Annotated in this window: 17 protein-coding genes; 1 reads left to right on the forward strand and 16 read right to left on the reverse strand. The window is 69.4% G+C overall.

The window, feature by feature from the left end; genetic code table 11:
• Positions 1 to 27: 27 nt before the first annotated feature.
• From HUA75_RS19630 to HUA75_RS19670, 9 genes are all read right to left on the reverse strand, one after another.
• Positions 28 to 1,536, reverse strand: coding sequence for a hypothetical protein (locus tag HUA75_RS19630; protein ID WP_174487262.1), 1,509 nt, complete (start codon positions 1,534 to 1,536; stop codon positions 28 to 30).
• 68 nt (positions 1,537 to 1,604) lie between these two features.
• Positions 1,605 to 2,522 (reverse strand): hypothetical protein, encoded by a 918-nt coding sequence (locus tag HUA75_RS19635; RefSeq protein WP_174487263.1) that lies wholly within the window; start codon positions 2,520 to 2,522, stop codon positions 1,605 to 1,607.
• Between the two features lie 166 nt (positions 2,523 to 2,688).
• A complete protein-coding gene (locus HUA75_RS19640; protein ID WP_141648726.1) occupies positions 2,689 to 2,982 on the reverse strand; it encodes a YtxH domain-containing protein in 294 nt (97 codons plus the stop codon).
• Positions 2,983 to 3,031: 49 nt separating this feature from the next.
• Entirely contained in the window at positions 3,032 to 3,478 is a 447-nt protein-coding gene (locus HUA75_RS19645; RefSeq protein ID WP_141648727.1) for a hypothetical protein, read from the reverse strand.
• A gap of 36 nt (positions 3,479 to 3,514) precedes the next feature.
• A complete protein-coding gene (locus tag HUA75_RS19650; RefSeq protein ID WP_141648728.1) occupies positions 3,515 to 3,715 on the reverse strand; it encodes a hypothetical protein in 201 nt (66 codons plus the stop codon).
• 55 nt (positions 3,716 to 3,770) lie between these two features.
• A complete protein-coding gene (locus tag HUA75_RS19655; protein WP_141648729.1) occupies positions 3,771 to 3,992 on the reverse strand; it encodes a DUF3618 domain-containing protein in 222 nt (73 codons plus the stop codon).
• Entirely contained in the window at positions 3,982 to 4,422 is a 441-nt protein-coding gene (locus tag HUA75_RS19660; RefSeq protein WP_141648730.1) for a phage holin family protein, read from the reverse strand. The genes HUA75_RS19655 and HUA75_RS19660 overlap by 11 nt, the downstream gene beginning before the upstream one ends.
• A gap of 140 nt (positions 4,423 to 4,562) precedes the next feature.
• A complete protein-coding gene (locus HUA75_RS19665; protein ID WP_174487264.1) occupies positions 4,563 to 5,330 on the reverse strand; it encodes an endonuclease/exonuclease/phosphatase family protein in 768 nt (255 codons plus the stop codon).
• A 9-nt stretch (positions 5,331 to 5,339) separates the two neighbouring features.
• Complete coding sequence (locus HUA75_RS19670; RefSeq protein ID WP_141648732.1) at positions 5,340 to 5,900, reverse strand: hypothetical protein; 561 nt, start codon at positions 5,898 to 5,900, stop codon at positions 5,340 to 5,342.
• A gap of 307 nt (positions 5,901 to 6,207) precedes the next feature.
• Between HUA75_RS19670 and HUA75_RS19675 the strand changes: the two genes are divergently transcribed.
• Complete coding sequence (locus tag HUA75_RS19675; RefSeq protein ID WP_141648733.1) at positions 6,208 to 7,206, forward strand: M23 family metallopeptidase; 999 nt, start codon at positions 6,208 to 6,210, stop codon at positions 7,204 to 7,206.
• Between the two features lie 18 nt (positions 7,207 to 7,224).
• Here HUA75_RS19675 and HUA75_RS19680 read toward each other — a convergent pair whose 3' ends face one another.
• The 7 genes from HUA75_RS19680 to HUA75_RS19710 form a co-directional block, all read right to left on the reverse strand.
• Positions 7,225 to 8,022: an enoyl-CoA hydratase/isomerase family protein gene (locus HUA75_RS19680; RefSeq protein ID WP_174487265.1), complete on the reverse strand. Its 798-nt coding sequence runs from the start codon at positions 8,020 to 8,022 to the stop codon at positions 7,225 to 7,227.
• Positions 7,956 to 8,672, reverse strand: coding sequence for a TetR/AcrR family transcriptional regulator (locus HUA75_RS19685; RefSeq protein WP_174455000.1), 717 nt, complete (start codon positions 8,670 to 8,672; stop codon positions 7,956 to 7,958). Before HUA75_RS19685 ends, HUA75_RS19680 begins: the two co-directional genes overlap by 67 nt.
• 110 nt (positions 8,673 to 8,782) lie before the next feature.
• Positions 8,783 to 10,321, reverse strand: coding sequence for an Ig-like domain-containing protein (locus HUA75_RS19690; RefSeq protein ID WP_174487266.1), 1,539 nt, complete (start codon positions 10,319 to 10,321; stop codon positions 8,783 to 8,785).
• A gap of 157 nt (positions 10,322 to 10,478) precedes the next feature.
• Entirely contained in the window at positions 10,479 to 10,829 is a 351-nt protein-coding gene (locus tag HUA75_RS19695; RefSeq protein ID WP_002634858.1) for a helix-turn-helix domain-containing protein, read from the reverse strand.
• Positions 10,830 to 10,888: 59 nt separating this feature from the next.
• Positions 10,889 to 13,537 carry an LPS-assembly protein LptD gene (locus HUA75_RS19700; protein ID WP_174487267.1) on the reverse strand — a complete coding sequence of 883 codons (2,649 nt, stop codon included), beginning with the start codon at positions 13,535 to 13,537 and terminating at the stop codon, positions 10,889 to 10,891.
• 46 nt (positions 13,538 to 13,583) lie between these two features.
• Positions 13,584 to 14,972 carry an AMIN domain-containing protein gene (locus HUA75_RS19705; RefSeq protein WP_174487268.1) on the reverse strand — a complete coding sequence of 463 codons (1,389 nt, stop codon included), beginning with the start codon at positions 14,970 to 14,972 and terminating at the stop codon, positions 13,584 to 13,586.
• An 81-nt stretch (positions 14,973 to 15,053) separates the two neighbouring features.
• The gene (locus HUA75_RS19710; RefSeq protein WP_174454997.1) at positions 15,054 to 16,328 is read right to left on the reverse strand and encodes an alpha/beta hydrolase; all 1,275 of its coding nucleotides are present in this window, start codon (positions 16,326 to 16,328) and stop codon (positions 15,054 to 15,056) included.
• Between the last annotated feature and the right edge of the window lie 166 nt (positions 16,329 to 16,494).

Consider the following 16,494-nt stretch of genomic DNA (forward strand, 5'->3'; position numbering starts at 1 on the left):
GTACCAGGTACGAGGGCCACGGCCTCCTCAATCCGAGGAGGTCGACCTCCACAGGGGCCCATCCTGTGAGAAGTGCTCGTGAATCCAGCGCTCACTGGCCGCGGACAGTTGCCACTCGCCGCGGCCATTGAGGACCAGGACGTCACAGCGCGCGAGAAGCGGGAGCATCGTTCGCTGCGAACGCTCCTCCTCGAAGGCCGCCGCCGCGGAGGCGAAGCGCTCGGTGCCGCCCAGCGCGTCGTGCAACATGAGGCCGTAGGGGTCGACGAGCACGGGGGCGCCCTTGGGAATCCCTGGCAGTCGCCCCGCGACGATGCCCCACGAGGGCTCAAACACGCAGAGCGCCGAGTCAGCAGGCACACCGGCGCGGATGCTGCTCCCCAGCGCGAGAAGTCCACGGTCTTTCTGGTTAGCACCGCGGAGGGAGGCCGGCAGTGGCGAGAGCGCGGCAATCCCCACCACCCCCGTCACGAAGGCGGCGACGGCGCGAGAGCGCGTATCCGCCCACCCGAGCAGCAACGACGCACCGAGCCCCGCGAGCACCGCCGTGGCCGGGGCCAGGCTCGCGTTGTACTGGCCCCAATAGCTCTTGGATGCGAGGAACGTCACACACGTGAGGCCCCAGGCCCCCGCGAAGAGCCTCTCGGCGACGGCCTCCTTCCGCCGAGAGCGCACCAGCACGACGAGCAGCCCCAGCACGCTCAGCACGGAGACACCGACGTGGCCCTCGCCCAGCATCGAGAGGAGCCGACGCCAGCGCTCCAGCTCTCCATCGGGTGGCCTCAGCAACTGGAAGCGCAGGAGTCCGTCAAACATCGGACCGGGCGCCAGCGCGAAGAAGGGCCCGACCCAGAGCAGTCCCATTCCCACCGCTGCGCCCACGACTCTCAGGACGCGCCTCCACTCCCCCGCCGCTCCGCGAGCCCACACCACCGCGAGCACCCAGACGCCCGCCGTCAGCTTGATGGCGCAGGCCGTGGCCAGCAGCCCCCCCGCCCACCCATCCTGTCGCCGAGCCACGCCCTCCCCACCCGGGCGAAGCCACACCCATGCCATCCCGAGACAGGTGAGGTTGAGCAGCGGTTCGAGGAACGGGCCTCGCTCCGTCGCAGCGGCCTCTGGGTAGACCGCATACACGAGCGCCGCGACGAGCCCCTCCCGCATCCCCCACCGCTCCTGGGCGATGCGTCCGCTCAACACCGTGCTCAGGGCGCCGAGGGCGGGGATGAACCAGCGAACCACGGTGAAGGCCGTGGCTGAATCAAAGACACGGGTGAGCGCGGCCAGGGGCGACAGCAGCACCGCCAGGCCTGGAGGATGAACAAAGAAGTAGTCGCGGTAGGGCAACACGCCCTGCGACAGGAGCGCGGCGGCGCTGAAATAGACGCCCTCGTCGTAGTCCACCGGGTAGCCCAACGCGCCGCCCCGGTGGAAGAAGCCCGCGACTCGAAGCAGCCAGGCACCAGCCCCCACCAGCAGCAGGGGCCACCACGGATGGCGCGAGGGACTGGGGCTCGAGGGGCTGGCGTCGGACACGGAGCGTCGCGTCTACCAGAGGTCGCCGCCATTTTCGAAGGCGGGGTGCCCAGTCCCTGCCATCGACTTCAGCCCGCTTCGATGTCCAGGTCGATGCGCCCCGCCAGCTTGAGGCGCAAGAGGTGCCCCGCGAAGCGCTCGGACTCCTCGCGGCCAAGGACGTTGCGAAACGTCGAGCCCTCCACCACCTCCACCTCGAGCACGGCCCCACGCTGCAGGAGTCGGAAGAAGTCCTCTCCTCCTCCCGGACGCGGAACGGCCAGCGGCAACATGCCCTTCACCGGAAGCACCTCGCCCGCCACGCGCACGCGCTCCACCAACGCGGAGGCATCCGGTCTCACGTCCGCGGACGCCACGCCTTCGTCCGGATAGAGCGGCGCGGGAGGCAGGGCCACATCCTCCGTCGAATCATCCAGGAGGAAGCCATACCGCGACGGAATCCTCCCCGTGAAGAGCATGCACAGCAGCACGGGCGTGTCGCCGGACACACGCTCGACATGGAGGATGGAGCGCTCCGTTCCCACGCGGCGCAGCAGCAACGTCAAGCGCGGACGATGCACCGCCAGGTGCCGCTGCACGCGGTCCTTCAGGGTGGCGCGAATCTCCGCGAAGGCCGCTGAGTAGCCCGCCTCGGACTCGGCCTCGCGCGCCGCGAGCGCCTCGCGCGTCTTCGAAAGCTTCTCCTCGGCGTCGCGCAGGAAGTCACCCGCCGATGCCGACGTGGGCACCAGCCCCGGCTCCGGAGACGACGTCGACTCCAGGCCCGCCGCGCGCACGGCGCCCAGCAGGAAGGAGCCTTGCTGATCCAACCGCTCCCGCTCCTCTCGGAACCGCGCCGAGGAGGCCGCATGCTCCCCCTTCAACTCCAGCCACGCCTCGTAGCCCGACTCGAGCGTCTCCAGCGCGCGCAGCCGCGACAGCGCCGCCTCCGGCCCCGCCGCCGCGCTCACGGGCCCCAACGCCCCACCCTTCGTCGTCTCACTCACGGCGCCGGAGTCTACACCCTGCCTCGAACGGAGCCGTTCTCATCCGCGCCGGGCCTGGCGCCGCCCCTGCTCGTGAAAACACGAAGGCCCCCACCCGACGCCGACTCGCGGCACACGGATGGAGGCCCTCACGTCACGGTCCGCGCTGTGCGCACGGACGCAAGGCTCACGCGGTGCGAGACACCGGCGGCTGCGCACCCTGGGAGGGCGACGTCTCACCCCGGCCCAGCGTGTTCGACAGATAGTCCTGGCCGCTCTGCAGCCGCTGCTTGAGGTCATCGCGGAGCTGGTTGCCCGCCTTCGGGGCCAGGAGCAGGCCCAGTCCCGCGCCAACCAGGATGCCCGCCGCGAAGGCGCCCAGCACCGGCAACACATCCTCCGCCGCGCTGCGACGGCTCTCCAGACCGATGAGGTTGAGCAGGTCGTCCTTGTCCATCTTCTTGAGGGCGTTCAGGTTCATTCGCGACTCCAACAGGCTGTTACGTCGTGGGGAGATGAGACAGCAAACGCTAGTAGGACGGAGGGCGCGGAGTCCCCGCTGCGGACGCATCCGCCGACGCGGAGCCTTCCCGCGCGGGCGAGCCCACCACGCTCCGCCCCGTCTGATAACCCTGGAAGGCCGTCTCGGCCATGCCCAGCAGCTCGTCCTTCACGAAGGGCAGCGCCGCCAGCCGCACGCCCAGCTTGAGGATGCGCGCCGTCAGCGGCGTGAAGAGCCCACCGCCCAGCACGTAGCCCACGCCCAGCGCGGCCGCCATCATCCCGTACGGGTTGCGCTCCACGCGGCCCCGCAGGTCCAGCGTCTGTCCCAGGTCATCCACCGCGCCCCTCGCATCGCTCCAGAGCTGCTGCGCCTCCGAGCCAATCTGGTCCACCCGCTGGCCGAACCCCGCGTCGGAGCCATGCTCCCGCGACGAAGGGTTGCCGTTACCTGAAGCCCCTGGATAGTTCGTCATGAGTGCCCTCTCTCGTGTTTGCGTCAGCGGTGCCACTCAGCGACGCGAGGCGATGCGCCCCACCAGGAAGCCCACGGCCACCGCGCCCAAGAGGCACGTCCCGGGGTTGGCGCGGATGAAGCTCACCACGCGGTTGTTCATGTCGACCAGGTTCTGCCGCGCCTCATCAATCTGCGGCACCACGCGGTCTTGAAGCTGTCGGGCCCGGTCGGCCACCTGCTGCGGGTTCATGTCCATGAAGGCGTTCTCCTCGATTCAAAGGGTAAAACCACGAAGTCGTCGGCCCGCGCGCTCAGCGGCGCGAGCCCAGCAGGAATCCCACCGCGAAGGCCGCGGCCACGCACTCGTGCGGATGACGCCGCACCCACTCGCGCCAGTCCGCGGCGACCGCCACTTCCTCGCGCAGCGCGCTCACCGACGTGGCCAGCTCCGCGCGCGTCCGCTCGATGTCCTCGCGCAGCCCCGCGCTGGTGCGAGGGCCCACGGGCTTGGGGTGTCCATTGCTAGCGCCCATTCGAAGACTCCTTCAAGAGCGGGTTGCCCACGGGTACCGGGGCCGGAGTGGAGAGGGCCGCCATGCTACGGGTCAACTCATCCGCCGTGTCGTCCATCATCCGCCGTGCCTTCAGTCGTTGCAGCGCCCAGGCGATGCCGCCCCCGCCCGCCACCAGGTTGAGCAGCGACACCGCCCCGAGCGCCCCGGCCCATCCCAGGTACGCGGACAGCACCGCCGCGAGCGCACCGCACGCGAAGGCATACCCCACCAGGATGAAGGGCACGAAGGCGGCGATCATCGCCACGTTCATGCCCGTGGCCTTCAAGTCCTCCGCGAGCTCCAGGCGCGCCAGTTGGAGATGTTGCGTCACCAGGCGGCTGAAGCTGTCCGCCATGCGGCCGACGAGCGCGGCGAGGCCACGCTCCGTCTGTTCGCTCCCCACGTGCATTCACTCTCCGGCCGGCGCTCACGTCCTCACAGAAGTGGCGCCAACCTAGGCACCCCTGCCCTCCGGGACAACCTCCTCCCGGCGTTTCTGTCCGGCGTTCGCAAGCGTCGGCCACTCAACGCGCCCGCCGTTCCCCCACGCTACCCGATGAGCTCCACCGGTGGAGAGGGGGACGACGCCACCTCGGCGATGGGCGCCGCGAAACGCAGGACGAGCGGCAGGTGGTCGGATGCAATCCGGCTGCGTTCCGTGCGGTGGGGGTGGATGGAGAGCGGCCGGACACCCGAGTCCACGTAAATCCGGTCCAGCCGCAGCACGGGCCACCGCGTGGGGTAGGTCCGTGCGGGAGTGCCCAGCTCCAGCGCCGCGTCGTGGATGGCCTGGCGCACCAGCGACGGCACCGCGCCGTTGCCCCAGTAGTTGAAGTCCCCGCACACCACGGCCGGGTCCTTGCGTACGGCGTCCCGGAGGATGTCCGAGCCCAGGAGCAACGCCTCCTGGCGCCGACGCTCGGACACCCGCAGGCCCAGGTGGAGCGAGAAGACGTGGAGCTGCTGTCCCCCGCCCAGGTCCAGGTCGCAGCGCAGCGCGCCCCGAGGCTCGCGCCGCCCCACGCTCAAGTCGTAGTTCTTCGAGTGGAGGATGGGCAGCCGCGTGAGGATGGCGTTGCCGTAGCGCCGGCCGTTGCGCACCACGTTGGGGCCAAAGGCCATGTGCATCCCGAGCATGTCCGCCAGGTGCTCGGGCTGGTCCTCGCGCGAGGTGCGCGCGCGGAAGTCGCCCACCTCCTGGAGTGCGACGATGTCTGCTCCGACTTCGCGGAGCACCTCACCCACGCGGCCCAGGTCGAACCGGCCGTCCGTCCCGATGCCGCTGTGGATGTTGTAACTGACGAGCGTCAGCTCCACGGGGCGCCGCTAGCCGTGGAGGGGATTGAGGCGCCGCGCCGCCAGGCGGATCACCTCGAAGGGCAGCGCCGCCAGCCTCGCCACCGCCTTGACCGCGTCCCCCAGGCCGCCGCGCAGCGTCTGCAACTGGCGCCCCGCATCGTCGATGAGGTCCGGGAACCGGCCACGCGGAGGCTGCTCGCGAGTGGGAGGCAGCGCGCCAATGGGCAAGGTGCCCCGGATGACGGGCTCCCCCTTCGACGCCTGCTTCCTGTTCTGGTCCTCCCGGACCTTGTCCTCACGCGAGGCGCGCTTCGACGCCGCGCGGGCGGGCGTCGACATGCCGTGGGAGAACTTGCCGTCGGGTTCCTGACGCGCCAGCTCCTCGAGCTGCGCCTCCATCTGTCGCGCGTGGAAGTTCTCCTCCGTCTCGGAGAAGGACTTGCCGTAGTGGACTCCTTCGCGCGCCGCCAGCTCCTCCGTCTGCGAGCGGGATTGAGCGAGGTGCTCCTTGTCCCGCCGGCGCATGCTGCGGCTCTGCGGCAGAGTCTTCGGTACCTGGAAATGGTCGAAGCTATAGGGACGAGGCATCCACGAATCTCCAAAGGGTTATTGGGTTCGAGCAGAAGCTAGGAAGCCTGGAGGCGCGCCGGTACGGCTTGACGCCATGGCTGACAGTCGGCTGCCTGCCCTCCAGCCCACCTGCCCACGATTCCAGCCCCATGCGACGTCCAAGTGCCGACAATGTCTGGCGTGCGCCGCTCGCTCGCGGACCGAGGGGCCGGACGTCGCCAGGCAGGCACCCCAGCGGGCGCTCCCGGGGAAAGGGGCAGGCGTCCGACACCTGCTCTTCTCACCCTGGGAAGAATCCGGGACTTCGTGGTGTAAAGGACCGCTCATGGCTCCGCACCCCGCCCGCTGGTTGTATTCCGCGCCCTCCCACGCGCTGCTCGCACTGCTCGCCCTCGGTGCGAAGGCCCAGGCCGCCGAGCCGACGCCCGCGGCCGTCGTCCTCCCCGCCTCCTCGGTGCAGGCGCCCTCTGCGGCGCAGGGCCGCCCCCTGCTCTCGCTCCAGCCCGGCACGGCGAAGCCCGGCGACCCGGTGATGGTCGCGGTGCGGGGCATGGCGGGCATGCCCACGGGCACGCTCGCGGGACGCGCGCTGCGCTTCTTCCCGTGGGGAGATGGCTTTCTCGCGGTGACGGGCCTTCCGGTGGAGCTGGCGCCCGGCAGTGCGTTGGTGCAGGTGGTGGGGCCGTCGTCGCTGGGCGGCGCGCCGCTGGAGCTGACGGGGACGCTGGACGTGGCGGAGCCGGGCTATCCGTCGCGCGAGCTGAAGGTGTCCGGCAAGTACGTGGCGCCTCCGGCCTCGGTGAAGGCCCGCATCGCCGCGGACCGGAAGGCCTTCGCGGCGGCCTTCTCCCAGCCCTTCAGCGCGCCGCACTTCGCGCAGAACTTCGTCTGGCCCCGGCAGGACCGCATCACCGCGCCCTTCGGAGACCGGCGGACCTTCAACGGCAAGCTGTCCAGCCAGCACTTCGGCGTGGACATCGACGGGGACCCGGGCGCGCAGGTGACGGCCAGCAACGAGGGCACCGTGGTGATGGCGCGCGACAACTACTCCGCCGGAAAGACGGTGCTCGTGCACCACGGCGGAGACCTCTTCACCGCGTACTTCCACCTGTCGCGCATCCAGGTGCGCACGGGCGACAAGGTGGAGCAGGGCCAGCATCTGGGCCTCGTGGGCAGCACCGGCCGCGTCACCGGCCCCCACCTCCACTGGGGTGTGAAGGTGGACGGCATCTGGGTGGATGGCGAGTCGCTGCTGCGCCTGGACTTCTTCCCGCCCGCGTCGCCCGCCGTGGCCAGTGGGGACACCGCGCTCGGCGTGCCCTGAGCGCGGCGGCGGCAACGCTCAGCGGTCGTTCCACTTCGGCGCGCGCTTCTCCATGAACGCGGAGACGCCCTCGCCGGCATCGTCCGCGAGCACGTTGAGCGACAGCTGCGAGGCGAGGAACTCCAGCGCCGCGGGCAGCGGCAGGTCCTCCGCCGTGAAGAAGGCGCGCCGACCCAGGGCGAGCACCGCCTGGCTCTTGCCGGCCAGCTTCCCCGCCAGCGCCGCGACGGCGGCGTCCAGCTCCGAGGCGGGCACCACCCGGTTGACCAGGCCCAGCGCCAGCGCGTCGCGCGCGGGGAGCCTGTCCCCCGTCAGCACCAGCTCCAGCGCCCGCTTGCGGCCCACGTGGCGCTGCAGCAGCGCCATCATCATCATCGGGAACAGGCCCACGTCGATTTCGGGCGTCCCGAAGTCCGCGGTCTCCACCGCCACGGCCAGGTCACACGCGAGCACCAACCCCAGGCCACCGGCCAGCGCGTGCCCGTTGACGCGCGCCACGGTGGGCTTGCGCGCCTCCTGGAACCGGGTCAGCAGCTTCCCGTAGGAGCGGCGCCCCTCGTGGGTGGCGAGGAAGCCGCCGTCGCCCACCATCTGCCCCAGGTCTCCGCCCGCGCAGAAGACCTTCTCGCCCGCGCCGGTGAGCACCACCACTCGGACGGCGGGGTCCGCCTCCGCGCGCTCCAGCCCGTCCATCAGCGCCTTCACCACCGTGGGCGACAAGGCGTTGCGCGCCTTGGGCCGGTTGATGGTCAGGTTCGCTTGGGGGCCTTGGACTTCGTAGAGGACTTCTCCGACGACGGCTTCTCCGGCTTCCATGCGGCGGTCTCCGCGCCTGGCGACGCGTCCGCCAGCACGCCATGAAGGAAGGTATCGGCGATCTGCGCCTTCGCCCGCTCCAGCGCCTGCGCGTCGCGCGAGTCCGCCAGCCCCGTCACGAACGCCGTCAGCCCCATCTCGATGGCGCCGAACAGGAGCGCGGAGGACAGCAACGGGTCCGTGTCCGCGCGCAGCTCCCCCGCCTCCTTCGCCCGGATGAACAGCTCCGAGCTCAGGCGGATGGCGTCCACGAAGGCCGTCTGCCGGTTGATGCGGGAGCCCGCCGGGCTGCGGGCAATCTCCAGGATGAGGACCTTCACCGCACGCGGGTCCACCCGGTACGCCTCGAAGGCCACGTCCACCACGCCGTACACCTTGGCCGAAAGCGCCCCCTCCCCCTCCACCACCGCGCGCACGCGCGTGACGAAGCCGCTCCAGCCCGTGTCGAACACGGTCTCCAGCAGCTCATCCTTGTTCTTGAAGTAGTGGTAGACGAGGCCGTAGGCGACACCGGCCTCCTTCGCCACGTCCGCGATGCGGCAGCCGTGATAGCCCTTTCGGGCGAACACATCGATGGCTGCCCGCAGGATGGTCCGGCGGCGCTCGCTCTCGCGATTCCCGTTGTCCGCCGCCGACTTGCTCTGGCCCACGACGTCCTCCACCGGCTGGTTGATTCTTCAATCAGCCGGGTGGACCCTACGAACGCGGGCCCCCGGGGTCAATGGGTACTTCTCCGGGAGGCCCGCGCGGGGACAGCGGGCTAGAGCACGGTGCCCGTCACGAGGGGCGCGGTGACGAACACCTTGTGGCCCTCGAGCTGCGCGGCGGTGTACTTGCAGAGGGCTTCCGTCTTCCAGGCAACGGGCGCGGGGAACGGCGCGGGCTGTGGCTCCTGGGTGATGTCGTGCTTGTCGCTGATGAGGTAGCGCTCCACGCTGTACGACGGATACGTGAGCGGAATCATCCCGGTGACGAACGGGTCGACCTGCACGGGGCCCTCGGCGCCGCCGGTGCAGCCGTCGGACTCGGAGTTCTGGGCCATGTGGTTGAACCAGGGGTCCGACACGAGGAAGGTGGCGCCGGCGGAGCCGAAGTGGTCGATTTGGACGTTGGTCGCCGGGGGCGGCGGGGAGATCTGCCGCACCGTGTCCGCCTTGTCCAACCCGTGGGGCACACCCGTCCAGAGGATGCGCTCCTGGACCCAGATGAGCGTGGACACGTCATAGGCGCCGTTTCCGCCGTTCCACCGGCCGTCGCCGTTGGTGTCGACGAAGCGCTCGCCCGCATCCCAGGTGCCGTTGTCGTTGTTGTCGACGAAGGGCTCGGTCAGGTCGTCGTACCGCTCGCCCGTGTCCCACTGGCCGTTGTTGTTGTCGTCGTTGAAGGCCTCCTCGCCCGTGGTGAGGGCGATGAGGGCGACCAGGTTGTCGCGCGGGTTGTTGGTGATGCCCGGGCGGATGGGGTCGGGGCGCTCGGGCTCGGAACGGTCGATGAACGGCTGCGCCGGAGTCCCATGGGCCGCCAGGGGGTTCCTCTCCCAGAGGAACGGCTCCATCCACAGCGGGGCGATGTAGTCACCCGTGTGGGTGGCGTCCTTGACGGGATTCCAGGTGAACACGCCCGGCGCCACGTCCTGCGGCAGCGGCAGCGAGGTCTTGTAGAGGACCTCCGCGTTGCCCACCACGTCGGTGGTCGACGTGGCCGTGGGGCCAATGGTGCCGGCCTCGGTGAGGAAGGACACCTGCGCGCCCTCGATGCCGTCGCCGTTGCGATCACCCACGTGGGCGATGCAGCGCACCTTCACGCCGGCGATCAGGTGCCGCGCCTCATCCCAGGCGCCAATGGCGTGGTGCAGACCGGAACCATCACCGGACCACGAGCCACACTGGAACGTGAGCTGACGGGAGCTGGAGTTGGTGCCCGCGAAGCTGATGACCGGGGAGATGACCGACTTGGCCTCCGCACCCGTTCCCGCCGACGCGACCACGACCACCGAGGCGACACGGCCTCCTCGGGCGACCACCTGCATGGAGACAAGTCCATCACCGGGGTTGGTCGTCCCCTCGGTGGGAGAAATCTCAACACCCGGTACCGGTGACTGGAGGGTGAAAGTCACCTGCGTGCCGGCTTGCGCCATGCCTCGCGAGTCCACCGCGCGGAAGCGCAGTGTGGTGATTTCTCCCAGTCGCGGCCTAGCCGGAGACTGATCCACGAACTCAAGCGTGGCAGGAGCTGGCGAAGAGCACGCCAACAACACCATGCTCGTGAAGGCCATCCACGAGGCCAGACCCGGACGCATCAGCGACGACTCCTTGACGAAGAAGGAAGCACGCTGTGCGCGAGCAGCGCACAGCGCATTTCCATCATCTTCCCGGTCTACCTACCGTCCAGTCAAGGACAGGACAGGAAGACCGATGGGCCCCTTGCGTCCGGCGAGGGGCCCCCCGGGGTGGAATTCAGGCGGCGGTGCCGCTGAACATCACCCGGGCGACCCCCAGCAGGCGGTCCACGTCCCGTGCCGTGAGGCCCCGGGCGCGCGCGAAATCAGACAGAGGACGCAGCAGGTCCTCCGTCTGGGCAAGGGTCTGCTCCGTTCCGGTGAAAAGCTCTCCAAGGCTGACGCCAAGGGCGTTGGCCAGGGCGGCGAGCGTTTCCACGTGGGGGACACGCTCTCCACGCTCGATCATGGAAAGGAAAGAGACGCTGATTTGAGCCCGCTCCGCGAGCTCCTCCTGCGTCCACCGCTCCGGCCTCTGCGTACGAAGCTCGCGGATGCGCTGGCCGATTCGTTTTCCGAGGTCCGACACGAAATACTTCTCCTGGCTGCTTGGGGGTTGGTGGAACCACCATGCACATGGGGTGATTCCTAGCCGCCCGAACCGAACGATCCGACACCCGCGACGCTGACATTCACATCGGAAAATTCCAACCCGATATCACGTCGCAGAGTCACAACCCCTTCGATGCGCCAGCAGTCACATGCTGGCCCATACGACACGCCCAGTGTCTGCTGGGCGAGGGGCTTGTACTCTTGGGTTATTTGATCTTGGTAAAGGGGCTGCACCAGAGCTTCGTACCGCACCCCGAGGCCAAATCCGAGCTTCAAACGCGCACCCGCGATGAGAGCTTGAGACCGCTCGGCCGGAGGGAGGCCGGGCGTTTCTCGGGATACACCGCCTACCAAGGCATCCAGAGGGCGGCGGAGGGTATCGGGACCCTGCGCGAAGGGGGAATCACCCTTGGCGAGGGCTTCCCGGCTGGTGGTGAGGATGTCGTCGTAGCGCGCGTACAGGGCGTTGCCCTTGCCGTCGTCGATGGCGAAGTCAGCGCTGAGCTGGGTGATGCGGCCGGACCTGGGGTCGAGCCGGACCAGCCCTCCGGCGGTCAACACGCCGGCGCTCGCGCTGAGTCGCGCGAAGGTGTCCCGCAGGACGGGCTCGGGGTCTCCCAGCTTGTTGGCGGCCGGCACGTAGCGCGTCAGGTCGAACCCCTGACCGATGCGAAGCCGAAGGGGCTCACGGACCTGGGTGCCCGTCTTGACGCGCAGGGACTGGTCCACGGCGAGCACACCCTGGAGGAAGCCCCGGGTGGAGCCATCAGGCGCGAGCGGCACCGCCCGATCAATCTGGTCGTAGGGCTGGGCAAGGCCTCCATCCTCGGCGCCCGCCGAAGGCACCCGCCCCCACCCTCCCGGCACGTAGCGAAGCTCCAGGGAGGGCGCGAAGCTGTGGCGGTAGCTCGTCTTCGCGCCCGTCCAGGTCCGGCTCAGCTGCGTGTCCAGCATGAGCCCGCCGATGGGGTAGCCGCGCTGCCAAGACTTGCCGGAGTACTCACCGGCCCACACGTCCTGGCGCAGCGACAACGACGGCGTCACGCGCGCGACGTCCCCCAGCGCCACCGACGTCGACAGCCGGGACGTGAAGTCGATGCGGTCCCTGGCCTCGCGGTCCCTCGAGTCGAAGAGGGCATTGGATTGACCGGGGTCCGGCGCGTCACCGACCCCCAGGCGGAGGTAGTTGCCATTGGGTCGGAAGATGCCGTCGACGCCTTCGTCCCCGAAGCCTTCATGGATGGGGGCCAGGCGGGTGAACTCCGCGCGCAGTCCTCCGGTGAGGCCCCCGAGGAGGGGGCGCTCGGGCAGCGACAGGACCAGCCCGGGCAGTCGCTGGAAGGTCCTCGGTGAGGGCAGGTCCGGCCGCAGCGGGTCGACTTCCGCCGGCACGCGGTTGTCCTGGAAGAAGCGGTAGGGCCAGCGGATGTCCTGGCGCAGGGAGACGTCCAGGCCCGCGTAGGAGTCCTCCTGTCGCCGGAAGACGGTGGCGGTGCTGCGCAGGTAATCCAGCCCCTGGACGAGGATGTCTGCGGTGAGGTCGCGGGTGTAGTTGCCGTCCGAGACGACCGACGCGTCCACCCGGTCGTACCAACCCGAGCCCAGGTCCTGGAAGTGCTGCCAGGAAGCCTCTCCTCGCAGTCCGCGCGGGGCGTCGATGATTTTTCTGATCCCGTTCGGATCCACCGGATAGCGGAAGAAGTCGAGGGTCGTGGGGTCCAGCTTGGGCCGCGAGTCGTAGAGGAACCCGAGCGTGGCGCGCCCCCGCGTCCGCTCGCTGGGCACGTAGCGGAACTCAGTGAGCAACCGGGGGCCCTTCACGCCGTTGGGCCGCGGTTCCTCGTAGGTAATCGTGTTCTTCGTCTCGGAATTGCCATCGGGGTCGTGCGTCTTTTCCACGAGCGCGCCATGGTAGTAGCCCGGGGTGAACGTCAAATCGTAGCTGCGACCCAGCGTGACGAAGAGGGGCTGCTCCAGGCCGAGGCCATTGAGGCTGGAGAACTGCGGACTGGGGAAGAGGAAGCCCGTGCGTCGCTCCGCCAGCGGCAGATACACCCAGGGCAGCGCGAAGATGGGGACGGACTGGATGTAGACGACGGGCCAGGTCAGCGTGGCGCGCTCGCCGAGGATGACGTTGGCGGAGCTCGCCTCCATGCGCCAGGTCGGCGTTCCGGGGCCGCACTCGCACGGGGTGAAGGCCAGGTCATCCACCACGAAGGCGTTGGGACCGGTGCGACGGATGCGCGAGCCGCTGAGGATGATGGGCGTCTCCCCCATCGCACGCAGCTCCTGGGGCGTCTTCGCCGTGAGCAGCGCCTCCTGGGTGACACCCTTCTTCTGCATGAAGAGGCCGCCCTTGAGGGTGGCCACGAAGGTGCGGATGTCCACGTGCACGTCGTCCGCCACCGCGGCCATGCCGTCGGGGCCCACGAACATGACGTTGCCGGTGGCGGTGGCCACCTGGTTCGCCTCGTCGTACGTCACCTCGTCGGAGCGCAGCAGCATCTCGCCGGTGCGCAGCTCGCAGTGGCCGCGCGCGGTGAGAAGCTGCTTGTCGGCCTCGTAGGTGAGGAAGTCCGCGGCCAGCTCCACCGTCTCGCCGGAGGGGAGCTGGACCTGGGTGGCGAGCGGAATCTGCGCTGACGACACCAGCAGCGCTGCGGCGAGCGGAACGAGGAGGCTCATTCAGGGGTGCAGGGTATGCCGCGCCACGGCCGCGCGGTCGCCCTTATCACCGAGCCGTGCGCTGAAAATCCAACGAAATGACGTTGCCGTCCTGCCGCGCCTGCACCGGGGCCTGCTGCCGGAGCTGGATGGTGACACGCACATCGCGGCCGTTCGCGTCCGCCTCCACCCGCGTGACGGGCGAGTTGAAGAAGGACGTGTCCAGCGGGTGGGTGTTGTTGTTCAGGTCGATGCGGCTGTTCTCCAGCTCCAGCACCACCGCGTTGCCCTGCTCGCTCACCGTGTAGCGCGCCGGCTCGTTGGTGCGGATGAAGACGCGCGAGACTCCCGGCTGCTGCTGGAAGCCCACCAGCGTCATCGTCTTGCGCCGCGACGACACCTCCGCGGACGAGTCCGAGCCGCTGGCCACCTCGCGACGCGGACGCGGCGTGGCGGAGGCCACCCGCTCCTGCTGGCGACGCTCGCGCTCGGCGCGGGCCTCTTCCTCACGCTGACGGCGGGCCTCGACGGCCTCGTCCGCGGCGGCCTTGGCGGCGGCCTGCTTCTCCTCGGCGGCGGCCTTCGCGGCGGCACGCGCCTCCTCCTTCTGGCGCTTCTTCTCCTCGGCGGCGGACTCGGAGGAGGCACGGCGCTCGTCGGCGGCGGCCTGCGCGGAGGCACGGGCCTCCTCTTCCTGACGCTTGCGCTCGTCGGCGGCGGCGGCCTGCGCGGAGGCACGGGCCTCCTCTTCCTGACGCTTGCGCTCGTCGGCGGCGGCCTGCGCGGCGCGCTGCTCGTCCTCTCGCTGGGACGTGGCGCGGGCCTCGGCCTCCTGCTGGCGCTGGCGCTCGGCGTCCGCGTCCTGCTTGGCCCGGGCGCTCGCCTCGGCGGCGGCCTTCTCCTGCGCCTGACGGTCCGCTTCGGCGCGGGCGGTGGCCTCGGCGGCGGCCTTCTCCTGGGCCTGACGCTCGGTTTCGGCCGCGGCGGCGGCCTTCGCGGCGGTGCCGTCCGTGGTGGGCTGCGCGGCGGCGGGCTCCGGCTGTGTGGTGGGAGCCTGGGCCACGGCCTGTCCGCCCCCGCCGACCACCTTGACGACGAGCTGCGTGTCGGTGGCCTGGATGTCCGTCTCCACCTCGCGCTCGAAGCCGATGAGCACGCGGGCGATGGCGGAGTCATCCGAGCCATAGCTGGCGGTGCGGATACCCGTCACCGTGCCATTGCCCACCTGCGTCTCCTCGGGGACGCCGGAGAAGACGGCCTCCGCGATGTCGATGACGAGCCGGGGCGGGTCCGTCATGGTGAAGGTGGTGAAGTTCGCCTTCTTCGAGCCGGTGATGGTCACCGTCCCGCCATTCACCTGCACGCCGGTGATGGTGTTCAGGTTCGCCGGAGCCTGCGCGAGCGCCCAGAAGGGCACGAGCACCACACCGAGCAGCCACACCGCTGAGGCCTTCATCAACCACTCCCCTTCACGTTGACAGTGGGCGCGGATGCTAACACGCGCGCCTCACCCTCCAACTTTCCAGCCGTACGGCCCTCAGCGAAGGCGCGGCAGGGCCGGCGTGCGGTGACGGTGCGTCCGGGCGTACTCGATGAGGTTCTTGATGTCGTAGCAGATCTGCCGGATGTCGTGCCCCATCGTCAGCTCGATGTGGCTGTTGCCCTTCACCGGTCGCCAGAGGAGGTACTCGCTCTTGGCGGCGCGATACACGCTCCGGGTGGACTCCACCGACGCCAGCGGGTCCATGTCCCCGAAGATGATGGCCATGGGGATTTGAATCTTCTCGAAGCCGCGCTTGAAGTCGAAGCCGGTGCGGTAGCAGACCATCTCCCCGCGACGAATCCAGCGGGCGAACTGCTCCAGCACCTTGCGCGGCTCTCGCTCACCGCCCTCGCGCAACAGCCAGCGGATGTCGTCGGAGCCCACGCGCTCCGGGTTGATGAGCCGGTTCATCCGCGTGGTGAGCTGTTGATACAGCGGCGAGTCCTCCGCCTTGCCAATCTGCCGCTCGACGAACTTGAGGATGAGGTCCACCGGCATCGCGTTGAAGCGCAGCTTGCGGCGCGCCTCGGGCTCCAGCCTCTTGCCCAGCTTCGCGTTCACCGTGCCCACGCCTCGCGCGAGCACCTTCCTGCCCAGCCCCTCCACCTCACCACCCAGATTCAGCCCCGCGAGCGTCAGGTCCACCATGCCGCCGAGCATCGGCGCGCCGCGCGCCACCATGCGCAGCAGCATGAAGCCCCGCCCCAGGTCCGCTGGAGCGCCGATGGTGATGAGGCCCTCGAAGTCGTCGTGGATGCCGGTGTAGCCGTAGCCCAGCATCCCGCCCATGGAGTGGCCGCAGTAGAAGATGCGCTCGCGGCGGGTGATGCGCTTCACGCCGGAGACGGCGGCGGGCAGGTCGTAGAGGAAATAGCTGTCGATGTCCCAGCCGTAGTCCAGGTCTGGAGGCAGGGGGCGCTTGAAGCGCTCGGCCCGCTCCTTCTGGAAGGCGATGGAGCTCTTGCCGTGCCCTCGCAGCTCCAGGATGTGGATGTCCACGCCGAAGAAGAGGAGGTTCTTGACGAACTGTCCGCTCGTCCACGTGTGCCGGTTCTGGGAGAAGCCATGCACCAGCAGCAGGGGCTCACCGAACAGCGGCTGGGCGAAGGGTTGCTTCACCGGCCGGTAGCGAGTGATGACCAACGACCAGCCGTCCGCGGTCTCCACCACGTACTTCGTCTTCGAGTAAAGCGCCCGGAAGTCGACTTCATCGATGGAGGGGATGGCTGGTCCCGTGGTCGTCGCGGCTCTCCAGTCCGGCAGGCGCATATCTTGAATCTACGGCGGCTGATGCAGCGCGCCAAGGATTCAGTCCCTCTGCTCACCCGTCTTGCTCAGCGAAGACCGAAGGTCCACCCTACAAGGTCGCCCCAACGAGCCTCGTCGGGAGAGCCCTGGTCCTGCTGGGTGAAACACCGTCGTCCAGGTGTCTCGC

It is taken from the genome of Myxococcus sp. CA040A (assembly GCF_013336725.1).
In the GTDB taxonomy this organism is placed as follows: domain Bacteria; phylum Myxococcota; class Myxococcia; order Myxococcales; family Myxococcaceae; genus Myxococcus; species Myxococcus llanfairpwllgwyngyllgogerychwyrndrobwllllantysiliogogogochensis.